Here is a 26595-nt window from a genome sequence, read left to right as displayed (position 1 = left end):
CATCGTGACAACTGACAGAGTCGAAAAATGCGATAATTTCGTCGATGTGATTCGGAAAAATTTGCCGGGGTGTGACGAGCGCTGCGGGAGTTTCGAGTCCCACGCAATGACGTGCCTTGTGAACCCGCAGGATGCGTCATCGATCGTGTTAGTAAGCGTCGCAGCTGCGTTTTCTGCTGAATTCGTCTTCCGGAATGAATCCCAGCCATGCCGACCTGCGGCTTCACGTCGTCCATGATCCTCCATCGCGTCAGTCTCATGCGGCAGATTTTGCCCGGCTCCCGGCAAAATATTCCAGCTAAGAGTTTGAAAAATAACGAAAATACTCCGCCTGTTTGCTCCGGTCGCAGCGTTCAACGATCGGAAGCCGTCTGCGAGCTGCGCTTTCGGCATTGCGGGTTGGAGAGTCGGATATGAGCTACGCGCTGGACGTCTGGGCCCCGGCCGATGGCATGTCTTCGAAGGAGCCGGCACCAGTGGATGGTGCGACGGTGCCATGGAGCGAGTCGGCCAGCACCGTCCCGGATTGCGCGCCGGCCGCCGAGGCCGCGGTGTTCGACGAGGACAAGGAGTTGCTGGATCGCCTTGCGACCGGCGACGAAACTGCGTTCCGTCTTCTTGTCGAGCGTCACATCGACCGCGCCTACGCCATTGCCCTGCGGATCGTCGGCAATGCCGCCGATGCCGAGGATGTCGTGCAGGACACGATGTTGAAGGTGTGGACCCATCGCGGACGCTGGCAGCATGGCCGCGCGAAATTCTCGACCTGGCTGTATCGCGTCGTCAGCAACCGCTGCATCGACCTCCGCCGCAAGCCACGCACCGAGAATGTCGATGTCGTTCCCGAAGTGGCGGACGGCCAGCCCGATGCGGCAAGCGTGATCGAGCGTGCCGAGATGAGCAGCATTCTCGAAGCTGCAATGCAGCGTCTGCCCGAGCAGCAGCGGATTGCCGTGATCTTCTCCTACCATGAGAACATGAGCAACGGCGAGATCGCCGAGGTGATGGATACGACGGTCGCCGCAGTGGAGTCGCTGTTGAAGCGCGGACGGCAGCAACTGCGCGAGATGCTGCGCCGTCATGAGCGCGACATCCGCGGCGCCTTTACGGATTGCTAACCATAAAATTCCCGGCGCAGGAGAATTCCCGCCTGATTCCCTCAGGCGCTTCCGTTTGATCGGTCAGACGGAGCCGATCCGCACCGTCAGTCCTTCCACGATGCGGCGTGTCTTGCCGATCATTCAGGAGTCCTCACCGTGCCCGCAATTTCGACCAACGTCGCCGCCAACTCGGCCGTCCGCTATCTGAACATCAACTCCGCGCAGGAGACGAGCTCGCTCTCGAAGTTGTCGAGCGGCTCCCGCATCACATCCGCATCCGACGACGCTGCGGGCCTTGCGATCTCCACCCGCATCTCCTCGGACATCACCACGCTGCAGCAGGCCGCGACGAACGCATCGCAGGCCACGTCGATCCTGCAGACCGCGGATGGCGGCGCCTCCAACATCAGCGACATCCTGGCGCGCATGAAGTCGCTGGCCTCGGAGTCGGCGTCGGGCACCACGGTCGGGACCAGCCGCACCTACATCCAGTCGGAATTCTCGCAGCTCATCAGCGAAATCACCTCGATCGCGACCGGCACGCGCTACAGCGGCCAGAGCCTGCTCGACGGCACCAGCACCTTCTCGGCCGGCGTCTCGGTGCTGGTCGGCTCGTCCGCCACCGACACCATCGACATCAAGCTGTCGGACCTCACCGCCAGCACGCTCGGCGTCTCCGCCCTCGACGTCAGCACGCAGACCGGAGCGACCGCTGCTCTGACGGCCTTGGACACGGCGATCGACACCGTATCGAAGGCCCGCGCCGACATCGGCGCGCAGGAGTCGCGCTTTAACTTCTCCGCCGATTCCATCTCGACGCAGACGCAGAACCTGCAGGCCGCCAATTCGGCGATCAAGGACGTGGACATCGCATCCGAGCAGGCGAAGCTGTCGTCGGCCCAGGTGAAGACCCAGGCCGCCGTGTCGGCGGAAGCCGCCGCGAACCAGATCCCGCAGTACCTCTTGAAGCTGCTGGGCTGAGCCGCGATCTGCCGGACCGGCGTCATGCCGGTCCGGCGCCTCGTTCAAAGGATGTCGACGAATGACCGTGAGCAGCGCCACCTCGAGCACGAGCAGCACGACGACGTCGTCATCCTCATCATCGACGAGCTCGAGCAGTTCGCTCACGACATCGGGAACGAGCACCACGAGCACCATCGACTGGACCGCTCTGATCGAGTCCGCGGTGAATGCCAAGCTCACCCAGGCGACCCAGATTTCCACCAAGATCACGGCCAACGAGGCCAAGATCACCGCCTATGAGACGCTGCAGACGGCGCTGAAGACGCTCTCATCGGGACTGTCGTCACTGGCGACGTCGATGGTGAACTCGCTCGCGACCAACGCCTTCGCGACGCGGGCGGCCACGATCAGCACCACCGGCGACGTCAGCGCCTCATCCGCTCTGTCGATGTCGGTGAGCAACGGCGCGGCGACCGGCAGCCACACGCTGACCATCAGCCAGATCGCCACCGCCCACAAGGTGACGGGAACGGCGCAGTCCAGCCAAACCACGGCGCTCGGCTATTCCGGCACATTCTCGCTCGGCCTGTCCGGCGGCAGCACGGCCGACATCACGATCACGAGCGGCATGTCCTTGCAGGACATGGTCGACGCCATCAATGCGCAGACCTCCACCACGAATGTCGAGGCATCGATCGTTCAGGTCTCCAGCAATTCCTACCAGCTCGTGCTGACCGGCACGCAGGACGCAGCCGACATCACCTATTCCAGCTCGTCCGGCGACGACATCCTCAACCAGCTCGGAGTGACCGACAGCTCGGGTGCCTTCGCCAATGTGCTCCAGACTGCGCAGGCGGCGGAGTTCACGCTGGATGGGATCAGCCTGACCCGGAACACCAACGACATCACCGATGTTCTCAGCGGCGTCACCTTCGACCTTCTGCAGGCGACCCCGTCGGGTGCCACGCTGAACATCACCATCGGCACGGACACGAGCCAGATCTCGTCTGCACTCCAGACCTTCGTCACCGACTACAACGCATTCCGTGATGCCGTTCTGGCGCAGCAGACGACCAACTCGGATGGGACGGCCTCGTCCAGCTCGGTTCTGTTCGGCGACGGCACGATGCGCGACATCATGAACACGCTGCAATCCGTGCTTGGATCCTCGGTCGGCGGCCTGACGATGGCTGACCTTGGCCTGTCGTTCAACGAGAAGAATGAGCTCGAGCTCGACACCGGCACGCTGTCGACGATCCTCAGCACCAATCTCAGCGGCGTGACGACGCTGCTGTCGGCTCAGACGAAGACATCGTCGAGCCAGCTCAGCGTGGTCAATACTGGAACCTCGCCGCAATCCTTTACCCTCGATCTCACGGTGGATTCGTCCGGCAATCTGTCGGCCGCGTCGGTCGGCGGCGACAGCTCGTTGTTCACGATCAGCGGCAACACCATCGTCGGCAACTCCGGGACGATCTACGCCGGCATGGCCTTCACCTACACCGGCTCGACCTCGCAATCGATCACGGTGACGTCGACACAGGGGCTTGCCACCCAGATCTACCAGCTCGCGAAGACCGCCTCATCCAGCACCGGATCCTTGCAGACGCTGATCGACAATCTGACGTCCCGCGACGAGACGCTGCAGGCCAAGGTCAACGACATCAAGAGTGCGGCGGCGACGTTTCAGACCCAGCTCACGGCGCAATATGCGAAATACCAGGCCGCCATCGAGAGCGCCAACAACATGCTGACCTACCTCAAAGCTCTCCTCAACGCGAGTTCCAGTAACTGATGACCCAGAGTTCAATGGCCCAATTTGCAAGTCAGGCTTATCGCGGCGCCGCCGTGGCGGTGCCTCCGCTGCGGGCCGTCGTCATGCTCCTCAACGGAGCCGTGAGCTGTCTCCAGAAGTCGCTGCAGGCGCAGGAAGCGCGCCGCTTCGAGGAGGGGCACGGGCACCTGACCCGCGCGATTGCCATCCTGCGCGGATTGAGTCTGCATCTCGATCCCAATCGCGGCGGGGCGGTCGCCGACCAGCTGTTCGCGACCTACAACGCTCTGATCCTCGCCGCCTTGCGCGCCTATGGTCGCCCTCACATGCGCGAGAACTTCCAGCGGATCACGGCCGGTCTGCTGGAGCTTCGCGATTCGTGGGACGCCGTCGACGCCGCTGCACGCGGGGCGCGCATGTCGGGTGATTCGGCCAGCCGCCGGTAGCAGCCGCCGAATCACGTAACTGTTGCGCTGCAGAAATCTCGCGAAACCGAACGGAAACAGCCGGCATTGTCTCAAGGCTGCGGTATTCGGTGCAGCCTTTCATGCATACGCCTCCCGGAACTTACGGGTTTTGACCGGCCTGCTTGCGGTCGTTCGTCACAATTGGCCAATATCAATTTCGTTCGCCGGGTGAATACTTTAAGAGGGACGGAGTAACGCTGGACCGAGCGGACGATGGACGTCAGGGAATTCGAGGATCTGATCGACCGCCTGGGAGAGGACATCTCCCGATGGCCCGCCGAGCGGCGTCAGGCCGCGGCCGAGTTGCTCGCGTCCTCGCCCGAGGCCGGCCAATTGATCTCCGAGGCCCGCCTTGTCCGTGAGGCGTTGTCGTCCCCCCCGGTTCGCGCGCCCGCCGGTCTTGCCGCCCGTATCGCGGCAGCGGCCAACCGGGAAACGCCGGAGGAGGCTACGGCTGTCTCTGCGGACGCTCATCAGGCCGGTTGAGCCGCCTGCCGGGCACGTTGTCCTGATCGCCGCGCCCGCGTCATCCTCTCACTGATCGAACTTGCTCAGGTCTGCCGCATCCGGCGCGTTGCGCTCGACGCGATGATCGCGGCGACGCGACGTCGTTCATGCGGTGGCCGCGCAGCCAGCTGGGCGCTCCAGAGCAGCCGGGCGGTCCGACATTCCCGATTCCGTCGCTTCCAGGCGATCGCTCGGATGAGCCGCGCTGCCTATCACCACGATGCGCCGCACCAGGCGATTTTTGCCGCCTCTGCCCAATGGCGCGGCGGCAAATTCTGCCGCCATATCAACTAATTCGCCCAACTAATTGTGCGCCTGAATTCGGCGCTCCGGCCGTTTGATCAGCAGACGCCTTCACCGCCATCGGAGGCGCTGTGTCCCGCCGTTTGTCACGGCGAGAGCCGGAGTTCTGCCATGACCGTTTCCGCGACGAGCTCGTCGACCACGACCACCTCATCGACCTCATCGTCCAGCGACTCGCGAACGACGCTGAGTTCGAGCGACTTCCTTCAGCTGCTGGTGAGCGAACTACAGAACCAAGATCCGCTCAACGCGACCAGCGTGACCGACTTCATCAATCAGATGACGTCCTATGCCAATTTCACCCAGCAGCAGTCGATCAACACAAGCATGAATTCGCTGGCCAGCTCGTTCTCGAGCCTGGTGACGCTGAACTCGGTCAACTACATCGGCCACACTGTCGAAGCCAAGAGCGACACCGCCGTCCTCTCCAACGGCTCCGCGACCTTTGGCTACTCGCTCTCTTCGGCCGCCTCGACTGTCTCGGTTTCGATAAAGGACTCCTCCGGAAGCACGGTCTGGACCGGCACAGGGACCGGCAACAAGGGAAGCAACTCCTTCAGCTGGGATGGCACCGATTCCAGCGGCAATCAGCTCAGTGACGGCGGCCAGTACACGATCTCCGTTACTGCCACCGACTCGGCCGGCAACTCGGTCCTCAACTACACGACCATCACGGGGACGGTGACCGGCATCGACACCTCGACCAGCACGCCGTCGCTCACCGTCGGCGGCGTACCGGTCAGTGCCAGCAACATCATCGGCGTCACCTCCTGACCGCACCATTCGGAGTAGAATCATGAGTCTTTCTGGAGCCCTTTCATCGGCGATCTCGGCGCTCAACGCGCAGAGCTCGTCGCTCGCCATGATCAGCGACAACATCTCAAACGCCGATACGACCGGATACAAGACCACGTCCGGCCTGTTCGAGCAGCTGGTGACGGCGTCGAGCAGCTCCAAGGCCTATTCGTCTGGCGGTGTGTCGGTTTCCGGCCGTTCCAACATCACCCAGCAGGGGCTGCTGGCTGCCACGACCAACGCGACCGACGTCGCAATCCAGGGGGCGGGATTCTTCGTTGCCACCAACTCGACCTCGGCCGGCGGCGAGACCTTCTACACGCGCAACGGCGCCTTCTCGACCGACAATGCCGGCTATCTCCAGAACAACGGCTATTATCTGGAAGGCTGGCGTACCGACGCCAGCGGCAACGTGGTCGGCAACGGTCTCGAGCCGGTCAACACCAAGGTGGCGCTGACGAATGGCGGGGCCACCACCAAGACCTCGCTTGCCGCCAATCTGCCGGCGGATGCCGCGAGCGGCGACACCTTCAGCAGCTCGATGACGGTATACGACTCGCTGGGGCAGGCACACACGCTCAATGTCAACTGGACCAAGTCGGCGACGGCGAACGAGTGGACCGCCGATATCGCCCCCGCCACCGCCTCGGACGGCACCGTGACCAGCGGCACCTATACGATCGATTTCAATTCGGACGGATCGCTCAGCACGGTCTCCTCGACCAATCTCGGCATCACCTGGAACAACGGTGCCGCTGCTAGCTCGATCACGCTCAGCTTCGGAACCACCGGCGGCGGCACCGATGGTCTGACCCAGCTGGCGTCCGGAAGCACGACCCCGAGCGTTTCGAATTTCAGTGCCAACTCGGACGGCATCTCCTTCGGCACGCTGAGCAGCATCGCGGTCGGCAAGGACGGTCTGGTCGAGGCGACTTATTCCAACGGCCAGACCGTTCCCATCTATAAGCTCGCGGTGGCCACCTTCTCCGATCCGAACGGGCTCGTGGCGCACTCCAGCGGCATGTACACCGCCACGGCGACGTCGGGCAACGCGACCCTGCAGGCGTCGGGCGAGAATGGTGCGGGCACCATCTACGGCAGCGAGCTCGAGTCGAGCACGACGGATACGACCGGCCAGTTCAGCAACATGATCTCGGCACAACAGGCGTATTCTGCGGCCTCGCAGGTGATCTCGGCCGTCAACAAGATGTACGACACCCTGATCTCGTCGATGAGGTGAGCATGGCCGATCTGATAAAGGAGCGGCTCGGCGAGGGCGAGATCCTGCTGAAGAAGCTGCGGCGGCTGAGGCTGCGCGCCGCAGGTGCCCGCAGGGATGATCGTGCGCGACTACTGGCGCTGATGGACGACATCGAGACGGTCCGCCGGAAGCTCCTGCGCGAATGCGCGCTGCTCGAGGAAGAGTTCCGGGTCGCCGCGGTCCGCGTGACGGCATTGAACACCTATGCGCGGGTCGCGCAGACGAGCCGCCGGCCACCGCGTGAAAACTAGGATTGGGAGCGACAGGATGAAACAGGCAATCCAACCCGACCGACGGCCGGCAAGCGAGAGTGAGGTGAGGACCTTGATCGCGCTGATCGACGAGCTGATCGCGGTGGTGTCCGAGGAGAATGCAGAGCTCGCCAAGGGCCTGCCTGCCTCACGCTCCAAGCAGCTCGACGACAAGAACCGGCTCGCTGGGCTGTTCGAGCAGCGGGTGGCCGACTGCGCCAGGCAGACGGCGAGCCTTGATGTGCGGGATCGCGTCCTGCGCGAGCAGCTCATGGAGCACATTCTCGATCTGCGCAGCGCAATGGACGAAAACCTGGTGCGGCTGCGGGCTGCGATCGAGGCGAGCAATCGCAGGATCGAGGCGGTGATGCAGGCGATCCGCGAGCAGATCGCAAATGCCTCGCCCTATGGCGCCAGCGGACGCCGCGCTGCGCCTCCGACCTCATGCGGGACCAATGTCAGGGCGTGATGGGCATCCAGCGGGAGTAGGGCGATGTCGCTCGATATAGCACGTCTGGTCGCGTTCAGTGGCATCTCGACGACCGAGCTGCAGATCAGCGTCGCGTCGTCGAACATTTCGAACGCCGACACCAAGGGCTACACACAGAAGTCCGCGAACCAGATCGCCAACGTCACCGCGGGCGTTGGAACCGGGGTATCGATCACGGGCATCTCGAGCAATGTCGACAAGCTGCTGCTGAAGTCCCTGATCGGCGCCAATTCGGAGCTCGGCGCGGCCGACACCACGAACAACTACCTGACGCAGCTGCAGCAGCTGTTTGGCAGCGCCTCGTCCTCCGGCACGTCGACCACGGGCACGTCGCTGGCAAACTCGCTGGCGTCGCTGGAATCGGCCCTGTCGTCGCTGGCGAGCTCACCGAGCAGCGTCTCGCTGCAATCGGCCGTCGTCAGTGCACTCGACGACTTTGCGAGTCAGCTGCGCAGCACGTCCAGCGGCGTGCAGGCGCTGCGGGCCGATGCCGACAAGGACATCGCCTCGTCGATCCAGAGCGTCAACGACGATCTCCAGCAGATCGCGGATCTCAACGTCGAGATCCGCAAGATGGCTGCGTCCGGCCAGTCGACCGCCGATCTCGAGGACGAGCGCAACACTGCGCTGCAGGATCTGTCGTCCTACATGAACGTCAGCTACTACACGGCGTCGAACGGGGATCTTCAGGTCTACACCTCGTCCGGACGCGCGCTTGTCGACAGCTCGGCCCATACGCTGAGCTATACCGCGTCGGCCAATGTGTCGGCCTCGTCCAGCTATGCATCCGGCGGCTTCAGCGGCATCTTGGTCGATGGCGTCGACGTCACGTCCCAGATCACATCGGGTGAGATCGGCTCGCTGATCACGCTGCGCGACGAGACCCTCCCGGCTGTGCAGACGCAGCTCGATCAGCTCGCCTCGCAGTTGAAATCGGCGCTCAATTCGATCACCAACGGCGCATCGGCGGTGCCGCCGCCAATCAGCCTGACGGGATCGGCGAGCGTCAGCAGCACGACGGCGCTGTCGGGGTCGGGTACGGTCCGGATCGCCGTGGCCGATCAGAGCGGCAGCCTCGTCTCCTACCAGGATCTCGATCTGTCGTCCTACGCGACCGTGGGCGATCTGGTCACGGCGCTCAACGGCATATCCGGCGTATCGGCCTCGATCGATGGAAGCGGTCATCTGTCGATCAGCGCGACGTCGTCGGCCAACGGCATCTCGATCAACGACATGACGAGCGCGATCGGCGGCAGCGGCTTTTCCGATTATTTCGGCATGAACGATCTCGTCACGGGCTCGGGTGCTGCCGATTTCGCCGTGAACAGCAGCATTCTCAGCGGTGCTGCCGGCCTGCCGACCGGGACGCTCGACAGCTCGGCGACATTGGCGGCCGGCAGCCAGGTGCTCACGGCAGGCTCGGCGACGGTCATCAGTCGGCTCTATGACAAGCTGACCGGCTCGACCAGCTTCTCGTCCGCCGGAGGCTTGAGCGCGACCACCGGAACCTTTGCCGATTACGCGGCATCGATCGTTGCCAACGTGGCCAGCAAGGCCTCGCAGGCGGCGAGCGCCTACACCGCGAAATCCACCGCTCAGTCGAGCTATGCCAACTCGCTGTCGTCGCAGTCGGGCGTCAATATCGATGAGGAGACGGCCCGGCTGAGCTCGCTGCAGAACAAATACGCGGCCGCCTCGCAGCTGATCTCCGTCATCAACAGCATGTTCTCGTCGCTGCTCAGCGCCGTGCAGTCGACCTAGTTCGGAGCATTCATCATGACGATGCGGGTTGCGACCTTCGCGAACTCCGACCAGATGATCGCCAGCGCACTGCGGACGCAGGCGACGATGGCCAGGCTGCAGGTGCAGGAAGCGTCGGGGCTGAAGTCGGGATACCTGGCCGACTACGGCGCGGACACCCAGCATGTGGTCAATCTGCAGGTGTCGGTCACGCGGGCGCAATCCTACATCGATGCCGCGACGCTGGCCGACAGCAAGGTGCAGGTCATGTATTCCGCGGTCGGTCAGGTGTCCGATATCGTCAGCCAGTTGCGTACCGCCTTGAGCGCCGCGAGCTCCGGCAGCAGCACGGGAACAGCGTCCGCCATCAGCTCGGCGCAACAATTGTTGGAGCAGATGGCCGGTATTCTGAACACCCAGTATGACGGGCAATATCTGTTCGGCGGGGCTCGAACGTCGACGGCCGCCGTCGACACCTCGACCTTCGCTTCTGGAACCGGCTCGCTGACCACCGTCGACACCGGCTACTACCAGGGTGACAGCGAGCTTGCCACCGTGCGGGTCTCCGACGGTCAGTCGGTCACCTATGGCGTGACAGCGGACAATTCCGCCTTCGAGGAGGTCATGCGGGTGCTGAAATTCGTCGCGAACAGCTCGACCCTGTCCGGTAGCGATATCACCTCGGCGCTGACGCTTGCAGATCAGGCCGTGGACGATGTGGCCACCGTCCAGGCGAAGCTGTCCGATGCCGCTTCCCGCATCGAGACCGCAAAGTCGCAGCAGACCGACTTCAAAAGCTACGCCGAGAGCCTGGCGACCGATCTCACCAGCGTCGACGTCGCCGCGGTGACCGCGCAGTTGTCGACCTATCAAGCGCAGCTCACGGCGTCCTATACCGCGATCTCCAAGATCCAAAGTCTCAATCTGGCAAGCTATCTCCGGTGAACCGGTAGGTGGGGGGCCGCAGGGCAGGGCGCGGAACGGGTTGCAGCGGGACGACGCCGGCCGGATTCTAGGCGGGCGCGCGATCCTGGGAGCCTTGGCGCGGGGCGATTGCAACCATACCGCCTCCAAGAGGTTTGTTGACGGGCAACTCGTCGGCGGACCTCTCATGGATCAAGCAACTCAGCCACGAACGATCGGCCATGGCCTGCGGCCGGTCGCGGACAACCTCTGGATCGCCGATGCCGGCCGCATCAGCGCCGCCGGCCTTCCGATGCCGATTCGCATGACCGTGATCCGCCTGTCGAGCGGCGACCTGCTGCTGCACTCCCCGACGCGCTTCTCTCACGCGCTGCGCGACGAGCTGGAGCAGCTCGGGCCGATCAAATATCTGGTCGCGCCCAACGTGGCGCATTGGATGTTCCTGCCGGATTGGCAGGCGGCTCTGCCGAACGCGCGCCTGTATGCAGCGCCAGGCCTTGCCGACCGCCGCCAGATCCGGCGCAACCGCCTGCGCATCGACCGCGAGCTGACCGATGTCACGCCGGACGAGTGGTCCCCGGATCTTCAGCTGGTTCTGATCTCCGCCCCGATGTTCACCGAGGTCGAGCTGTTCCATCGACCAAGCCGTACGCTCATCCTGACCGATCTGGTTCAGAACCTGGCGCCCGAGGGGCTGGGGATTCTGCCGCGTACAGCGGCTCACATGCTCGGAATCACGGCGCCGGACGGCAAGGCGCCGGCCCATCTGCGGCTGCTGCTTCGTCTCGGAGGCCGTGCCGTCCGGCTCGCGGCCGCGCGACTGGTCGCGCTGGCGCCCGAGCGGGTGGTGTTTGCCCATGGCCGGTGGTTCGAGAGCGGCGGTACGCAGCAATTGCGTCGGTCGCTCGGCTGGCTTCTCGATTCGTCGCCGGAGGCGCGGCGGCTGATGCGCGACCTGCGGGGAACCCGCATCGTCATCACCGGCGCCTCGAGCGGCATCGGCCGGGCGGCGGCGCTGGCTTTGGCCCGGGAAGGCGCCAGCCTTGTGCTGGCAGCCCGGCGTGAAGAGGTGCTGAAGGCCGTTGCCGTTGAGTGCGAGACGCTCGGCGGGCGCGCCATCGCCGTCGCGACGGACGTCACGGACGCGGAAGCGGTCCAGCGCCTGGCCGAGCAGGCGGTGCAGACATTCGGCAGCATCGACGTCTGGATCAACAACGCCGGCACCGGTGTGTTCGGCGCCTATCAGGACGCGGACATCGCGCTTCACCGCAAGACGATCGAGGTCAATCTGCTCGGCACGATGAACGGCGCCTATGCCGTGCTGCCGATCCTTCTGCGACAGCGGCGAGGCACCCTGATCAACAACATTTCGTTGGGCGGCTGGGCGCCGACTCCGTTCGCGGCCGCCTATACAGCCAGCAAGTTCGGCCTGCGCGGCTTTTCGGCCAGCCTGCGGCAGGAGCTTGCTGCTCACGAGCACATTCATGTCTGCAGCGTGTTCCCGGCCATGGTCGACACGCCGGGTTTCGTTCACGGCGCCAACATGTCCGGCCGCAACCTGGATCCCGGTCCGCTGTTGTATCGTCCCGAGGACGTCGCCGAGACGTTCGTGCAGCTCATTCGTGCGCCGCGCGACGAGGTTGCCGTCGGATGGCCGGCGCGGCTTGGCCAGATCTCCTACGCGCTGGCACGCCGCCCGACGGAGCGCCTCATGAGCACGGTGTTCCGCTTCCTGCTTGCACGCGCCAAGGGCGCGCCGCGCACCACTGGTGCCGTGCTTGCGCCGATCCCGGCGGGGACTGCGGTGAGCGGCGATTGGCTTCGGCGCAAGCAGCTTCCGCCTGCCGGGCAGCTCAGCAAGATGGGGCTGGCGATCGGGCTCGGGGGCATCGCGTTGCTTCTCATCGTGCGTGCAGGCCGGCCCGCGCGGTCCTCTCATCGTCGCAGCCCGCGTTGACCTGGAGGCGCCATGCTCGGCAAGCTCGATTGGTCGGCCATTCCGCTTGGCCAGCCCATTCCACTCGTGGCCGCAGGGCTTGTGCTGGTCGCGATCCTCGGCGTTCTCGGCTGGGTGCTCGCGAAAGGACATTTTCCGTATCTCTGGCGTGAGTGGATCACGAGTGTCGATCACAAGCGGATCGGCGTCATGTACATCCTGCTCGCCTTCGTGATGCTGCTGCGCGGCGGCACCGACGCGATCATGATGCGCACGCAACAGGCGGTAGCGTTTCACTCCAACGGCTATCTGCCGCCCGAGCACTACAACCAGATCTTCTCGGCTCACGGCACGATCATGATCTTCTTCGTCGCGATGCCGTTCGTGATCGGATTGATGAACCTTGTGGTGCCCTTGCAGCTCGGCGTGCGCGACGTCGCGTTTCCGACGCTGAACTCGGTCGGCTTCTGGCTGACCGCGAGCGGCGCGCTGCTGGTCAACGTCTCGCTCGTCGTCGGCGAGTTCGCCCGCACCGGCTGGCTGCCGTTTCCACCGCTGTCCGAGCTCACTTATTCGCCGGGTGTCGGCGTCGACTACTACATCTGGGCACTCGAGATCTCCGGGATGGGAACACTTGTCAGCGGCATCAACCTGGTCACCACCGTACTCAAGCTGCGAACCAGGGGGATGAGCTATCTGCGCATGCCGATGTTCTGCTGGACCACGCTGGCGTCGAATCTGCTGATCGTTGCGGCCTTCCCGATTTTGACCGCGACGCTGACGATGCTGATGCTCGATCGCTATTTCGGCTTCCATTTCTTCACCAACGAGGCCGGCGGCAACATGATGATGTTCATGAACCTGATCTGGGCCTGGGGGCACCCCGAGGTCTACATCCTGGTTTTGCCGGCCTTCGGCATCTACTCCGAGGTGGTTGCGACATTTTCGAGCAAGTCGCTGTTCGGCTATCGCTCGATGGTGCTGGCAACGATGGCGATCTGCGTCGTCTCCTTCATGGTCTGGCTGCACCATTTCTTCACGATGGGCGCAGGCCCCGACGTGAACGCCATCTTCGGCATCGCCAGCATGATCATCGCGGTGCCGACGGGCGTGAAGATCTACAATTGGCTGTTCACGATGTATGGCGGGCGGGTGCGGTTCACGACGCCGATGCTGTGGTCGGTCGGGTTCATGATCACCTTCATGATCGGCGGGCTGACGGGCGTGCTGGTCGCGGTGCCGCCGGCGGACTTCCTGCTGCACAACAGCCTGTTCCTGGTCGCCCACTTCCACAACGTGATCATCGGCGGGGTGCTGTTCGGCGTGTTCGCGGGCATCACCTACTGGTTTCCAAAGGCCTTTGGATTCCGTCTGTACGAGAGCTGGGGCAAGGCGGCATTCTGGTTCACCCTGATCGGCTTCTACGCCACCTTCATGCCGCTCTACATTGTCGGTCTGCTCGGCATGACCCGGCGCATGCAGCACTATGACGTCGCCGAGTGGCGTCCCTGGCTGGCTGCGGCGACGTTCGGCACGGCGCTGCTCGCAATCGGTGTCACCCTGCAGATCCTCCAACTCGTCTTCAGCATCCGCGACCGCGGGCAGCTTCGCGACACCACGGGCGATCCCTGGGACGGTCGCTCTCTGGAGTGGGCGACGTCGTCGCCACCGCCGGTATTCAACTTTGCCGTGCTGCCGAATGTGACGGGGCAGGATGCGTATTGGCGGATCAAGGAAAACGCCAAGGACCAGCAGCTCCACAACCGGACAAAAGACTATCAGGATATCGAGCTGCCAAGGAATTCCCCCACGGGGTTCGTGTGCGCGTTCTTCGCCACCATCATGGGATTTGCGCTGATCTGGCACATCTGGTGGATGGTCGCGCTCGGCGCAATGGGGGCGTTCGCGACATTCGTCGTGTTTGCCTGGCGCGATCACGACGAATACGTGATCCCGGCTTCGGAGGTGGCGCGGATCGATCGGAGCATCATCGAAGCGAGGCACGGACTCTCGCAGGCGACGGGCGGAGCCTGACGGGCGATCGGTGCGAGCGGGGAGCCGCCCGCACCGACGTCACCATCGCATCACCAGCGGTGATGCACGCCGATCACGCCGCCATGGCCGTGGCGGTGGCCGAAATGGCGCCCGCCGTGCCAGCCATGATGTCCGAAGCCGGGACCGCGGTAGTAGCCGTAGCTGTGCCGCCACGGACGGGGGTGGTGATAGTAGCCGTAGCTGCGATAGACCGGGCGCGGCGCGTAGCCGTAGCCATAACCACCGTAATAGGGACGATAGGTGTGGGCCGGGTAATACCCGCCATAGCCGTACGGGTAGCTCGCATAGCGATAGCCGCCATAGCCATAGGGCGCATAGCCGCCGTAATAGCTTGGTGCGGCAATTGCCGACCCGATCACGGCACCGGCCAGGAGGCCGGCTCCGATCGCCGCACCGCCGCCCCAGCCACCGTGATGCCAGCCACGATAACCGACTTGGACGACGTTCGAGGTCTCGGTCGGCTTCGCCGCCGCCGACAGCGACATCAGCGGCGCTGCGGAGGCCGATTGCAGCGTGGACAAAGAGATCGCGCCGGCGATCGCGAGGGGCGCGGCGGCCTTGAAGGTCATCATTCTGATTTCTCCCGGAGTGTCTGGGTCTTGCTCAAACTAAACGACCGAGGCTTGGTTGCAGTTTTCGCGGAGGACGGATTGTCGCGCCACATTCGTCGTAGGAACGCGCGATGCCAGACCTCCGGCATCGCGCGGAACTTCAGCGACGGCCACAGGGATGGCGGCGGCCATCCTTGCCGCGATAGGTGCCGGAGCGCGCGTCATAGGACCGGTGACGCAGCGAGCAGGAGATCTCCGACGGGCTCGCCTGCGCACGACTGTCGGCGATTGCGCTGCCGGCGGCGAGGCTCCCGAGAACGGCCGGGCCCTTGCTCTCGTGATGGGGCCGGTAGCCGTATTGATAGCCGTGACGACGGCCGAGGCCGGGGTGCCAGTCGTGGCCGCCACGCCAGTGGCGGTACGCGATTCCCTGAGGTTCGCCCGGATGCGATGTCGATGGCGGGGCCGGATGGGTCGGCAGCAGGGGAGCCGCAACTACGGGGGACGCAAGCGACAGCACGACGGCTCCGAGAATGGCGGCCGGTAGACGGTTTCGCAGTTCCATCTGCGTTGCTCCTTTCCGTCGACCACATAGGAGGAGCAACGTTTCGCCACAACTGCCCGGCCCGCGTCACGGTGCCGCCCGATCGAGGGCACAACGTCGCAGCGGCGCCATGTTGTCGCAGCGGCCTCTGTCCATCAGGACCGCTTGCGGTTGGTCTCGAGCATCAGCTTGCCTGCATCAGCGCCGCGGTGCGACGCCCGTCGACGGCGGCGTGGTTTCATTGCGCATGCCGGGCGGGCTCGATGCACCCTGGCCAAGCGAACTAATCGATCAGTGCGTCGAGCAGCGCATCCGGGCATTCCGCCATCATCGTATGTCCCGCACCCGGCAGCACGATCGTGCGCGCCGACGCGATCGCGGCGGCCAGCGTCTTGCCGGCCTTGACGGGCGTCATCATGTCCTTCTCGCCGAGGATCAGACGGGTCGGCACCGTGATCTTGGCCGCTGACGCCAGCGCATCCTGATAGTTGTTGCAGGCGGAGAGATCATTGAACAGCACGCCCGGTGCGCAGCGCTCCAACGTCGCCTGCGCTCCGCCATGCATCCACAGGCCCGGTGCGCGACTGCCGCCGAGCTCGGCGGCAAAACCGAGTCCCCAGATCGAGACCATGTCGATCGCGGCGTGATCGTTCGCTTCCGCCGCCTTGAGGAGATCCGGCCCGACCGTCATCGTCGCCGCGGTGCCGATCAGGCTGAGCGCCGAGACCCGGTCGGGATGACGCGCCGCGGCATCGAGCGCGATCAGCGAGCCCATCGAATGGCCGATCAGATGCGCCGGCTTCGCGTTCACGGCCTGCAAGAGCGCAACCACCCAATCGGCCATCTCGGCGATGGTCGGCAGCGCCGGTCCGGCGGAACGGCCATGACCCGGCAGGTCGGGCGCCAGCACCGTAAAGCCGTGATGCGCAAACCAGCGGCTGTGCAGCGCCCAGACCGAATGATCGAAGCCTGCGCCATGCACGAGCACGACGGCGGGAAGGGACGGATCGAAGTCGCGGCCGCCGGTGGCGGCGAAGACCTCGCGATCACTGATGCTCAGCTGCATGGCTCACACCTTCTGCGAGGCGCGCAGCGCCTGTGCGAGATCGTCGATGATGTCGGACACCGCCTCGATGCCGACCGAGAGCCGGATCAGCTCCTCGCCGATCCCGGCGGCCGCGAGCTGGGCTGCGTCCATCTGCTGATGCGTGGTCGAGGCCGGGTGGATCACCAGCGTCTTGGCGTCGCCGACATTGGCGAGATGGCTGATGAGCTTCAGGCTCTCGATGAACTTGCGCCCCGCTGGGCGTCCGCCCTTGATGCCGAACGACACGATCGAACCGGCGCCACGCGGCAGGAGCTTGCCCGCCAGCGCATGGTCGGGATGCGATTCGAGTGAGGGATGCAACACCCAGTCGACGGCCTTGTTGGCCGTGAGCACGTCCAGCACTGCGCGCGTGTTGGCGACATGGCGCTCCATGCGCAAATGCAGCGTCTCGACGCCCTGCAGCAGATGGAAGGCGTTGGTCGGCGACAGGCAGGCGCCGAAATCGCGCAGCCCTTCGGTGCGCGCGCGCATGATGAAGGCGGCCGGGCCGAACTGCTCGTCGAAGACGATGCCGTGATAGCCGGCATAGGGCTCGGTGAGCTGCGGGAATTTACCGGAGCCGCGCCAATCGAAGCGGCCGCCATCGATGATCGCGCCGCCGATCGCGATGCCGTGGCCGCCCAGCCACTTCGTCGCCGAGTGCATCACGATGTCGGCGCCTTGCGCGATCGGCTGGCTGAGATAGGGCGTCGCGAAAGTGTTGTCGATCAAAAGCGGCACGCCGGCGTCGTGCGCGATCGCTGCCACCTTGGGGATGTCGAGCACTTCCAGGCCGGGATTGCCGAGCGTCTCGCCAATCAGCAGCCGGGTATTCGGCTTGATGGCGGCGCGGAAGCCGTCGTGATCCCTGGGCTTGACGAAGCTGGTGGTGATGCCGAAGCGCGGCAGCGTGTGGGCCAGCAGGTTGATGGTGCCGCCATAGAGCGAGGAGGAGGCGACGATGTGGTCGCCGGCATTCAGAAGCGTGGCGATCGCCAGATGCAGCGCCGCCTGGCCGCTCGCGGTGCAGACAGCGCCGACGCCGCCTTCGAGCGCCGCCAATCGTTCCTCGAGCACGGCCGTGGTCGGATTGGAGATGCGGGTGTAGATGTGGCCGGCGCGTTCGAGATTGAACAGGGCAGCGGCGTGCTCGGTGTCGTCGAACACGTAGGACGTGGTCTGGTAGATCGGCACCGCGCGGGCGCCGGTCGCGGGATCCGGGTGCTGGCCGGCATGCAGGCTCAGGGTTTCGAAAGCGGGCGGTTTCGGCGGCGGCATGCGGGCTATGCTCTCGTCTGACTGCGGGTTCTGCTTTCTGCCACAGATTTCAGCGGGCGTCAGCGACCGGTGGCCTCATGGTTCGAGACGCGCCGTGCCCGAGATCGCCTCGTCTCGCAACGGGCTGCTTACGGCGCGGCGCTCCTCACCATGAGGGTTGAGCGCTGAGGGCGACGCTGCACACCGGACCACGTACACGCCGATCCTCTCTCCGTTCACTGCATTCACCCCTCACCCTGAGGAGCCCGCCCACAGGCGGGCGTCTCGAAGGGCGAGGCCCGGACCTTGGTCTCCGAGCCTCATGGTTCGAAACGCCGCAAGAACGGCGCCCGCAGGGCGACGATCCTCAGCCGAAGCTCTTCGGGAACAGGCCGGACGCGGCGATCTCGGCGATGGCCAGCCGCGGGCTCGGCTTCTCGCGCTCCTTCAGCATCGCCGGCAGCTTCCCGCCGTCGCCCTTGCGGCCGACCGCGATCGCGATCTCGACGGCGAAGCCATCGGGCACGCCGAGCGCCGTCTGCGCGGCGGCGACGTCGAAGCCGCTCATGCCGTGTGTGGCCCAGCCGGACAACGCGGCCTGGTTGGCGAAATTGGCCCAGGCGGCGCCGGCATCGAAGGAATGCGTGCGCGTCGGCGCCGGCTCGGTCTTGCCGGCCGGAATGAAGGTCTTCTTCGACAGCACATAGACGATCGCCGCCGCATGCTGCGCCCAGCCGCGGTTGAACTCGATCAGCGGGGCCAGGAAGGTGTCGAATTCGGCGGAGCCGCGCAACGCGTAGAGGAAACGCCAAGGCTGTGAATTGTAGGAGGAGGGCGCCCAGCGCGCCGCCTCGACAAAGGTCAGCAACTCCGTCTCCGGCAGCGCCTCGTCGGTGAAGCCGCGCGGCGACCAGCGGTCGACGAAGATGCGATGCGCCGGGTGCTCGGTGGCGCGGTCGGTCGGCGGGGGAAGGTGGGTCGTCACAAGGCAGCTCCTTGGTTCAGGCACGTCGTCGGGCCTCGTGCTCGGCTTCGCTGCGGAGCACAATCCTCGGTTCCTGTCTGTCTCACGGCGCCCTCGGTGTCCAGATCGCCAACGCAGATGTGTCCAGCTTCGCTGGCAGCACACGTTCGGCGAGAAAAGCGTCGGCGATCTTCTGCTGCTCGGCGAGGCCGGCTGCGGTGACCGCGCCGACCCGGTAGGAGCGGTGGCTGTTCGCCTCCTCGACCGTGGCCGCATCGATGCCCCAGAGCGCCGCGAACTGGCTCGCCGCCGCGGCCGGATCGGCTTTCACCCATTTGCCGGTTTCGACGAGCTTGCCATAGATGACGTTGAGCGCGTCGCCATGCTTGGCGACGTAATCGGCCGATGCGAGATAATAGCGCTTGTAGCTGGCGAGCCCACCGGCGCCGTCGGCGAGCACCCGGGCGCCCGATTGGCGGATGGTGCTGCTCAGGAACGGATCCCACGCCACCCAGGCATCGACATTGTTGCTGACAAAGGCGGTGCGGCCGTCGGCTGGCGGCAGATAAGCCGGGGTGATGTCCTTGAACGAGAGTCCCGTCTTGGCAAGCGCCGACAGCAGCAGATAGTGACTGCCGGCGCCTTTGGTCACCGCAATCTTCCTGCCCTTGAGGTCGGCGAGGGTCTTGATCGGCGATGCCGTGGCCACGAGGATCGCCTGCGCCGACGGCGAGGCGGCTTCCTCGGCGACATAAGCCAGCTTCGCGCCCGCAGCCTGCGCGAACACCGGCACGGTGTCGGCGACATCGGCGCCCAGATCGATGCTGCCGATATTGATGGCCTCGAGCAGCGGCAGTCCGCTGGAGAATTCGTGCCAGGACACTTTGATGTCGAGCGGCGACAGCGCCTTCTCGAGCTCGCCATTCGTCTTGAGCAGTGCCATCAGGGTGGAGGATTTTTGATAGCCGATGCGCAAGGTCTCGGCCGCCTCAGTGCGCGATGTCGCGAGTGCGCCCAGCACGCCGATGCCCAGCATCAGGACGCCGCGACGGAGGAGATGGAAGGGCCGCGCGCGGCGCGGGCCGCTGATCGATGATGCCATCGGAAATCTCCTGACGGGGGATTGATCGCATGTGTCAGAAGGATCATTCGCAGGATCGACTGCCCGGCGCAATTTTGCAGATCGGTTCAGATGGAGAGGAAAGTTCTTCATTCGATGGGGCCGCGAGAACTTTGTTCCTTGCCGGCTGTCAACGAGCCAGCCGTCGATGTGCTCGCGGCGCCTGAGCGTCCGAGATGTGTCTGCCGTTCGTCCCTCTTTTCGAGAGAGGGCGCAGGGAAGGCCGGGCGTCGACTGACACCCATGGCCCGCGTGCAAAAAGGAAAGCACGCGGCGGTCACCACAGGATCAGCCGGACATCCGGCCTTCCCTGCGCGATGGGCTTACGGCTTATACGCGATCTCCCCGGTGCGCCGGGCTTTCTGGCCACCGTTGCGCATGATGCTTGCGCATCAGCGCGTGATACTAGCGTCGGAGTATCAGGACCACGCGACTTCGCCGTCCGGCTCTCCTCGTTCGTCCGCGCGCATGACGCACGCTGCGACGAGAACCGGCCACCGCATCCCACCCAACGTTTCGTGACGTTCGCGAAAGCGCCCCTCGATCGGGCGGGATGCGCAGATATGATCATGACTTCGGTAAAAAAGAAACAAGAATATTTTTCGCTGCCGGACTGGACAGGGCAAATCAGCTTGAGATCGCGGGTGAATTTCACGTGTTGGCGCATGCGGCTGTGGGAATGCCTGTCATGCCGTCGCCTCCCCACCGCTGCGCAAAGCAGTGCCCTCGCCCCTTGTGGGAGAGGGCATCTAGGAACGTGCGGCAGGCTCGGTTGGGTGAGGGGTATGCCTCCAAGAGTTCGGCTCGCGGAGACATACCCCTCACCCAACCGCATGCGCGGATGGGCCACAGATGCCCTCTCCCACGAGGGGCGAGGGCGCATGAACTGGGACCGGCTTCGCTGCGGCATTGGGAGGGCGCAGATCGACTCTCGAATGACGAGGGCGGAGAGTGCGTTGCCGCAACGCCGGCCCGCCTAGCTTTTCGACCGCGCCTTCTTCGGCCGCGCGCCAGCCCTCTCCAGATACGCGCAGAACATGTCGGCCATTGCATCGGCATAGGCCGTGATCTCGGCGCGGCTGCGCGGGGTCTCCGAGAAGTGCTTGCCGACCTGGCCCAGCGTCGTCTTGATCAAGTCGGCGGCTCGCGCGCGCTCGGGGTCACTTGCGTCGGGCAGCGCCTCGCGCATGAAGGCCTTCATGGCGCGGCGGCCGCTCGCTTGGGCAGCTTTCGATTCCGGAGCATCGCGATAGAGCGGGGCGGCGTCGTCGAGCGCGCCGCGGACCGCGGCCTCTTCGCATTCCGATTGCAGGAAGGCGTGGACCAGCGCGCGCAGCCGTGTGAGCGGCGAGCGGCTCTTGTCATCCAGGATGCCGTGCAGCAGTGCCGTCGTCTGCTGCCACTCGTCGCTCTGCAGCCGGAACAGGATCGCGGCCTTGTTCGGGAAGTATTGATACAGCGAGCCGATGCTGACGCCCGCTTTCTCGGCGACGCGGGCGGTGGTGAAACGCTGCGCGCCTTCCGTCGTCAAAACCTGAACAGCCGCCTGCAGGATGGCCGCGACGAGGTCGGTCGAGCGCGCTTGTTGTGGCTGTTTTCTCGCGGAAATCTGGGCTTTTCGAGCGGGAGCCATGGCGCGGTCCGGAATGCGATTAGCGAATGCGAATGATTAGTCGTATTCTGACCTGGACGCAAACGACACATCTCGGGGAACGGAGAACGATCATGGTCACCCTCACCACCCAGCCCGTGGCGCCGCTGCTGGATCGCCTGCTGACCGAGGCCGCGCGGCTGCGCCCGGAGACGAGCCCGATCTTTGCCGGCATGGCCGAGCGGGGCGAGCAGCTGATGCGCAGCAAATCCGGCCATGTCGAGCTCTACGCGCAGCTGAAGGATTTTCCACTGCCGGTGTCGCGCGACACGGGCACGCTGCTCTACATGCTGGCGCGCAGCTGCGGCGCGAAATCGATCGTCGAGTTCGGCACCTCGTTCGGGATCTCGACGCTGTTCCTTGCCGCGGCGTTGCGCGACAATGGCGGCGGCCGGCTGATCACCACCGAGTTCGAAGCGTCGAAGGTCGCGCGGGCCCGCGCCAATCTTTCCGAGGGGGGCCTCGCCGATCTGGTCGAGATCCGTCAGGGCGACGCGTTGCAGACGCTGCGCGGCGATCTGCCGGAGACGATCGACCTGGTGCTGCTCGACGGCGCCAAGCCGCTGTATGGCGACATCCTCGCGCTGCTCGAAAACAGGTTGCGTGCGGGCGCGCTCATCGTGGCCGACAATGCCGATTATTGTCCGGAGTACCTTGCTCATGTCCGCTCGCCTGCGAACGGCTATCTCTCAGTACCGTTCGGCGACGAGGTCGAACTGTCGATGCGGATCGCACGCCCGTAGCCCGCATGAGCGCCAGCGACATGCCGGTTCGGCGCCGGCGTGTGTGGCCGCGGCGGCTCATGCGGGCTACGGGACCGGGCCTCGGTCTCGCCGATCGGCACGCCCGTTCGGAGCCCGGGAGTTGACGGACGGGCAGCGATTGGTCAGGAGGAGAGTCCCGTCATCATGCGCGACCCAGCCTGCATGCCTCGCATTCTCCTGATCAATCCGAACAGCTCGGCTGCGACCACCGCAATGATGGTGTCGATTGCGGCGGCCTGCTGTGCCGGCCGTGCCGAGGTGGTCGGCGCGACCGCAGCGCGGGCGCCCGCCATGATCGTCGATCCCGCGGCGCTGGCGGCGTCCGCGGCGGAGGTGGTCGAGATCGGACGCGCGCATGGCGAGGCTTGCGACGGCATCATTGTCGCCGCGTTCGGCGATCCCGGCGCAGCCGAGCTTCGCAGCCTGTGCACTCAGCCGGTGATCGGGATCGGCGAGGCGTCGATGCAGGCGGCCGCGCAGGGTGGGCGGCGTTTCGGCGTCGCGACGGTGACGCCTTCGCTGGTCGCCAGCATCGCTGATCTTGCCGACAGGCTCGAGCTGTCGGCGCAATTCACCGGAACGCGCCTGACGCAAGGCGACCCCGCGGCGCTCGCGGTCGATCCGACGCGGCTTGCTGCGGCGCTGGCCGAGGCGACGCGGGCCTGCATCTCGGACGGCGCTGGCGCCGTGATCATCGGCGGCGGGCCGCTGGCCCAGGCGGCCGATCAGTTGCAGCCGCAATTTTCCGTGCCGATCATCAAGCCGATCGCCGCGGCGGTTGCCCAGCTGCTGCAGCGGCTGTCGACCTGAGCGGCGCGCGACAGGCTTACGGCCGATAGGCTGCCGCCGGATGCGGCGCGGCGAGCCGGGCGCGTCCGAACATCTTCTCGCGCAAGGTGCCCGGCTGATACGCCTTCTTGTAGCGGCCGCGCCTGGTCAGCTCCGGCACCAGCATGTCGGCGACGTCGGCAAAGCTCTCCGGCGACAGCGCGAACGCCAGGTTGAGGCCGTCGACGCCGGTCTGCTCGACCCAGCTCTCGATGAGATCCGCCACTTTCCCCGGCGAGCCGACGAACACCGGCCCGATGCCGCCGATGCCGACATGCTCGGCAACCTCGCGCACGGTCCAGATGCGGTCGGGATCGGCGCGCGTGACATTGTCCATCGCGCTGCGGCCGGCGTCGTTGAGGACGTGGCGGACCTGCTGGTCGAGCTCGTAGGTCGAGAAGTCGACGCCGGTCCAGCCCGACATCAGCGTCAGCGAGGCCTCGTGGTCGATGTAGCGGCGATAGTCGGCGAACTTCGCTTCCGCTGCCGCATCCGTCTCGCCGAGCACGACGGTGGCGATGCTGAAGATCACGATGTCGTTGGCCGCGCGGCCGGCCTCGACCGCGGCTTGCCGGATCGCGGCGACGCGCGGCGCGATGATCTTGGCCGATGGGCCGGACATGAACACGCATTCGGCATGCCGGCCGGCGAACACGCGGCCGCGCGGCGAGGTGCCGGCCTGGTACAGCACCGGCGTCCGCTGCGGCGACGGTTCGCAGAGATGGATCGCGTCGATCTGGTAGTTCTCGCCTTGATGGCTGACGCGGTGGACTTTCGCCGGATCGGTGAAGATGCCGCTGGCGCGATCGCGCTTCACGGCGTCGTCCTCCCAGCTGCCTTCCCAGAGCTTGTAGACGACCTCCATGTACTCGTCGGCGACGTCGTAGCGATCATCGTGGCCGGTCTGTCGCTGCTTGCCCATGCCGCGCGCGGCGCTGTCGAGATAGCCGGTGACGATGTTCCAGCCGATGCGGCCCTCGGTCAGATGATCGAGCGTCGACATGCGCCGCGCGAACGGATAGGGCGGTTCATAGGACAGCGTGCAGGTGACGCCGAAGCCGAGATGCTCGGTGACGGCGGCCATGGCCGAGATCAGCATCATCGGATCGTTCACCGGCACCTGGATGGCGTGACGCAGCGCGGCGTCCGGATTGCCGCCATAGACGTCGTAGACGCCGAGCACGTCGGCGAGGAAGAGGCCATCGAAGCGGCCGCGTTCCAGGGTCTTTGCGAGGTCGAGCCAATAGGGCAAGCGGTTATAGTCGGAGGAGCGGTCGCGCGGATGCCGCCACAGGCCGGGCGACTGGTGGCCGACGCAGTTCATCGCAAACGCATTCAACCGGATGTCCGCAGCCATGATGTCCCTCGATCTTGTCGGGTCGAGAAATGGCACGGTTCGACGGTGGTTTTCAATCATGCCTGCGCGCACGGCCGCTTGCGGGTCGCGCAGGCTTGGCTATGGTCTGACACGATCAAGCGCTGCAAAGCAAATGACGGCGCGTGCCCGCATGGTGGGAGGACGAAGGTGATGATGATCCGGATGTCGGCGCTGGCTGCGCTTCTACTGACCACGTCAGCCGTGGCAACCGCCCGCGCGGACGAGTTCAAGGCGGGCTGCGCCGCGCTCGCGCAGGGCTTTCCCGGCAGCGGCCGCATCGTCACGGCGGAGTTCGTCGCGGCCGGCGGCGTGCAACTGGCGCCGCCGGCTCCGGCCGGCGCGACAGCCCCTGCACCGGATCACTGCCTGATCCGCGGCAAGATCAACGAGCGCACCGGCATCGACGGCAAGCCTTATGCGGTTGGCTACGAGCTGCGATTGCCCGCGACGTGGAATGGCAAGTTCGTCTTCCAGGGCGGTGGCGGCGTCGATGGCGTGCTGCGACCGGCGCTCGGCCTGTTGACCGGCACCACGCCGCCGAACGCGCTCTCCAACGGCTATGTCGCGGCCTCGACGGACGCCGGCCATCTCGAGGAGCCCGGTCCGCTCGGGCCGTATCTGTTCGGCCTCGATCCGCAGGCGCGGCGCGACAAGGGCTACAGCTCGATTCCGCCGGTGGCGGCTGCCGCCAAGGCGGCGAGCGAGAAGCTCTACGGCAACGCGCCGCGCCGCTCCTATTTCGCCGGCTGCTCCAATGGCGGACGGCAGGCGATGGCGGTGACACAGCGCTTTCCCGAGCTGTTCGACGGCGTCGTCGCCGGCGCGCCCGCCTACCGCGTGCCGCTGGCCGGCATCGACGTGATCGCGCAGGAGCAGGCGCTGCTGGCGATTGCGCCGCCCGGCCCCGACGGCAAGGCCGATGTCGGCAGCGCGCTGACGGATGACGATCTGAAGCTGGTGGCCGACGGTGTGACCGCGGCGTGCGATGGCGCCGACGGCGCCAAGGACGGCATGGTGCAGGACGTCATGGCCTGCCGCTTCGATGCGGCGGTGCTGGCCTGCAAGGACGGGCAGAACGCGCAATGCCTGTCGCCGCCCAAGCTGAAGGCCGTCAAGCTGATGTTCGATGGCAGCCGCAATGCCATGGGCGGATTGATCTATGAGCGCTGGCCCTACGATCCCGGCCTGGCCGCGCCCGGCTGGCGGGCCTGGAAGCTCGGGACGCCCAAGGCCAGCCCGCCGAACGCGCGCAATCTCACGCTCATTCCGGGCGGCGTGGCCTATGACTTCATGAGCCCGCCGCAAACGCCCGACGATCTCGTCGCCTGGGTGCGCAATTTCGATCTCGACCGCGACACGCCGAAGGTGATGAAGGGCGCGGATGGCTTCGACGCCGGCATGGAATATGAGGCGGCGACCTCGACCGATCTCGATGCCTTCAAGTCCAAGGGCGGCAAGATGCTGTTCTACCACGGTGCCGCTGACCCGATTTTCTCGGCGCTGGATACGATCGACTATGTCGAGCAGCTGAAGAAGAAATACGCCGACGCCGACGGCTTCGCGCGGCTGTTCCTGGTTCCTGGCATGAACCATTGCGGCGGCGGACCCGCAACCGACCAGTTCGATCTGCTGAGCGCGCTCGATCAATGGGTGGAAGGCAAGGCGGCCGCACCGGAGGCGATCCGCGCGACGGCGCGGCGTGCGCCGGACGTACCATGGCCGGGCCGCACGCGCGATCTCTGTGCGTTCCCGAAGGTCTCCATCTACAAGGGCAGCGGCAGCCTCGAGGAGGCGGCGAATTTCGAGTGTCGTTGAACGGCGCGTGTGCGTCGTTGGTGCGGCGTGCACGATCGCTTGATGGGCGGTTGACGCGGGATGAGGACGT

The 26595-nt window shown here is 65.4% G+C and carries 24 protein-coding genes; 16 read left to right on the top strand and 8 right to left on the bottom strand.

Going from position 1 to position 26595, the window contains the following annotated elements:
* Positions 1-413: 413 nt before the first annotated feature.
* From QX108_RS08455 to cyoB, 13 genes are all read left to right on the top strand, one after another.
* Complete coding sequence (locus tag QX108_RS08455) at positions 414-1118, top strand: RNA polymerase sigma factor (protein ID WP_315779804.1); 705 nt, start codon at positions 414-416, stop codon at positions 1116-1118.
* Between the two features lie 138 nt (positions 1119-1256).
* Positions 1257-2081, top strand: coding sequence for a flagellin (locus tag QX108_RS08450; protein WP_172114872.1), 825 nt, complete (start codon positions 1257-1259; stop codon positions 2079-2081).
* Positions 2082-2142: 61 nt separating this feature from the next.
* Positions 2143-3858, top strand: a complete 1716-nt coding sequence (gene fliD, locus QX108_RS08445; RefSeq protein ID WP_172114874.1) for a flagellar filament capping protein FliD — start codon at positions 2143-2145, stop codon at positions 3856-3858.
* Positions 3858-4283 carry a flagellar export chaperone FliS gene (gene fliS, locus QX108_RS08440; protein WP_172114876.1) on the top strand — a complete coding sequence of 142 codons (426 nt, stop codon included), beginning with the start codon at positions 3858-3860 and terminating at the stop codon, positions 4281-4283. The genes fliD and fliS overlap by 1 nt, the downstream gene beginning before the upstream one ends.
* A gap of 234 nt (positions 4284-4517) precedes the next feature.
* Positions 4518-4790, top strand: a complete 273-nt coding sequence (locus QX108_RS08435; protein WP_172134666.1) for a hypothetical protein — start codon at positions 4518-4520, stop codon at positions 4788-4790.
* Between the two features lie 435 nt (positions 4791-5225).
* Positions 5226-5888 (top strand): flagellar hook assembly protein FlgD, encoded by a 663-nt coding sequence (locus QX108_RS08430; RefSeq protein WP_315720930.1) that lies wholly within the window; start codon positions 5226-5228, stop codon positions 5886-5888.
* A 22-nt stretch (positions 5889-5910) separates the two neighbouring features.
* Positions 5911-7149 (top strand): flagellar hook protein FlgE, encoded by a 1239-nt coding sequence (gene flgE / locus QX108_RS08425; protein ID WP_315720929.1) that lies wholly within the window; start codon positions 5911-5913, stop codon positions 7147-7149.
* 2 nt (positions 7150-7151) lie between these two features.
* Positions 7152-7421, top strand: a complete 270-nt coding sequence (locus QX108_RS08420) for a hypothetical protein (protein WP_315779809.1) — start codon at positions 7152-7154, stop codon at positions 7419-7421.
* 16 nt (positions 7422-7437) lie between these two features.
* Positions 7438-7890 carry a flagellar protein FlgN gene (locus tag QX108_RS08415; protein WP_315779811.1) on the top strand — a complete coding sequence of 151 codons (453 nt, stop codon included), beginning with the start codon at positions 7438-7440 and terminating at the stop codon, positions 7888-7890.
* 24 nt (positions 7891-7914) lie between these two features.
* Positions 7915-9672 carry a flagellar hook-associated protein FlgK gene (gene flgK, locus QX108_RS08410; RefSeq protein ID WP_315779813.1) on the top strand — a complete coding sequence of 586 codons (1758 nt, stop codon included), beginning with the start codon at positions 7915-7917 and terminating at the stop codon, positions 9670-9672.
* A 15-nt stretch (positions 9673-9687) separates the two neighbouring features.
* Positions 9688-10596 (top strand): flagellin, encoded by a 909-nt coding sequence (locus tag QX108_RS08405; protein ID WP_315779815.1) that lies wholly within the window; start codon positions 9688-9690, stop codon positions 10594-10596.
* Positions 10597-10762: 166 nt separating this feature from the next.
* Entirely contained in the window at positions 10763-12532 is a 1770-nt protein-coding gene (locus QX108_RS08400; RefSeq protein WP_315779816.1) for an SDR family oxidoreductase, read from the top strand.
* A 12-nt stretch (positions 12533-12544) separates the two neighbouring features.
* Positions 12545-14545: a cytochrome o ubiquinol oxidase subunit I gene (gene cyoB, locus QX108_RS08395; protein ID WP_315779820.1), complete on the top strand. Its 2001-nt coding sequence runs from the start codon at positions 12545-12547 to the stop codon at positions 14543-14545.
* Between the two features lie 50 nt (positions 14546-14595).
* Here the strand turns inward: cyoB and QX108_RS08390 are convergent, their stop codons facing one another.
* From QX108_RS08390 to QX108_RS08360, 7 genes are all read right to left on the bottom strand, one after another.
* On the bottom strand, positions 14596-15138 hold the full coding sequence (locus tag QX108_RS08390) for a hypothetical protein (protein ID WP_315779822.1): 543 nt from the start codon (positions 15136-15138) through the stop codon (positions 14596-14598).
* 139 nt (positions 15139-15277) lie between these two features.
* The gene (locus QX108_RS08385) at positions 15278-15682 is read right to left on the bottom strand and encodes a BA14K family protein (protein WP_315779824.1); all 405 of its coding nucleotides are present in this window, start codon (positions 15680-15682) and stop codon (positions 15278-15280) included.
* Positions 15683-15944: 262 nt separating this feature from the next.
* Complete coding sequence (locus QX108_RS08380) at positions 15945-16727, bottom strand: alpha/beta hydrolase (RefSeq protein WP_315779826.1); 783 nt, start codon at positions 16725-16727, stop codon at positions 15945-15947.
* A gap of 3 nt (positions 16728-16730) precedes the next feature.
* Positions 16731-18026 carry an O-acetylhomoserine aminocarboxypropyltransferase gene (locus QX108_RS08375; RefSeq protein ID WP_315720919.1) on the bottom strand — a complete coding sequence of 432 codons (1296 nt, stop codon included), beginning with the start codon at positions 18024-18026 and terminating at the stop codon, positions 16731-16733.
* Between the two features lie 346 nt (positions 18027-18372).
* Positions 18373-18990 (bottom strand): nitroreductase family protein, encoded by a 618-nt coding sequence (locus QX108_RS08370; RefSeq protein ID WP_315779828.1) that lies wholly within the window; start codon positions 18988-18990, stop codon positions 18373-18375.
* An 82-nt stretch (positions 18991-19072) separates the two neighbouring features.
* Complete coding sequence (locus QX108_RS08365; RefSeq protein WP_315780557.1) at positions 19073-20005, bottom strand: aliphatic sulfonate ABC transporter substrate-binding protein; 933 nt, start codon at positions 20003-20005, stop codon at positions 19073-19075.
* Positions 20006-21065: 1060 nt separating this feature from the next.
* A complete protein-coding gene (locus QX108_RS08360) occupies positions 21066-21722 on the bottom strand; it encodes a TetR family transcriptional regulator (protein ID WP_315779830.1) in 657 nt (218 codons plus the stop codon).
* Positions 21723-21814: 92 nt separating this feature from the next.
* On the opposite strand from QX108_RS08360, the gene QX108_RS08355 reads away from it, so the two are divergent.
* Together QX108_RS08355 and QX108_RS08350 are read left to right on the top strand one after the other, a co-directional pair.
* Positions 21815-22483 (top strand): O-methyltransferase, encoded by a 669-nt coding sequence (locus QX108_RS08355; RefSeq protein ID WP_315779832.1) that lies wholly within the window; start codon positions 21815-21817, stop codon positions 22481-22483.
* Between the two features lie 183 nt (positions 22484-22666).
* Positions 22667-23314: an aspartate/glutamate racemase family protein gene (locus QX108_RS08350; RefSeq protein ID WP_315780559.1), complete on the top strand. Its 648-nt coding sequence runs from the start codon at positions 22667-22669 to the stop codon at positions 23312-23314.
* A gap of 16 nt (positions 23315-23330) precedes the next feature.
* On the opposite strand, the gene QX108_RS08345 is transcribed toward QX108_RS08350, so the two are convergent.
* On the bottom strand, positions 23331-24689 hold the full coding sequence (locus tag QX108_RS08345; RefSeq protein WP_315779834.1) for an LLM class flavin-dependent oxidoreductase: 1359 nt from the start codon (positions 24687-24689) through the stop codon (positions 23331-23333).
* Between the two features lie 171 nt (positions 24690-24860).
* On the opposite strand from QX108_RS08345, the gene QX108_RS08340 reads away from it, so the two are divergent.
* The gene (locus QX108_RS08340; protein ID WP_315779836.1) at positions 24861-26525 is read left to right on the top strand and encodes a tannase/feruloyl esterase family alpha/beta hydrolase; all 1665 of its coding nucleotides are present in this window, start codon (positions 24861-24863) and stop codon (positions 26523-26525) included.
* Positions 26526-26595 lie beyond the last annotated feature (70 nt).

Origin of the sequence: Bradyrhizobium sp. SZCCHNR1002, from assembly GCF_032381435.1 — a bacterium.
Lineage (GTDB): Bacteria > Pseudomonadota > Alphaproteobacteria > Rhizobiales > Xanthobacteraceae > Bradyrhizobium > Bradyrhizobium aeschynomenes.
Note: the sequence above shows the minus strand (reverse complement) of the source record. Positions and strands in the feature narration are given on the sequence as shown.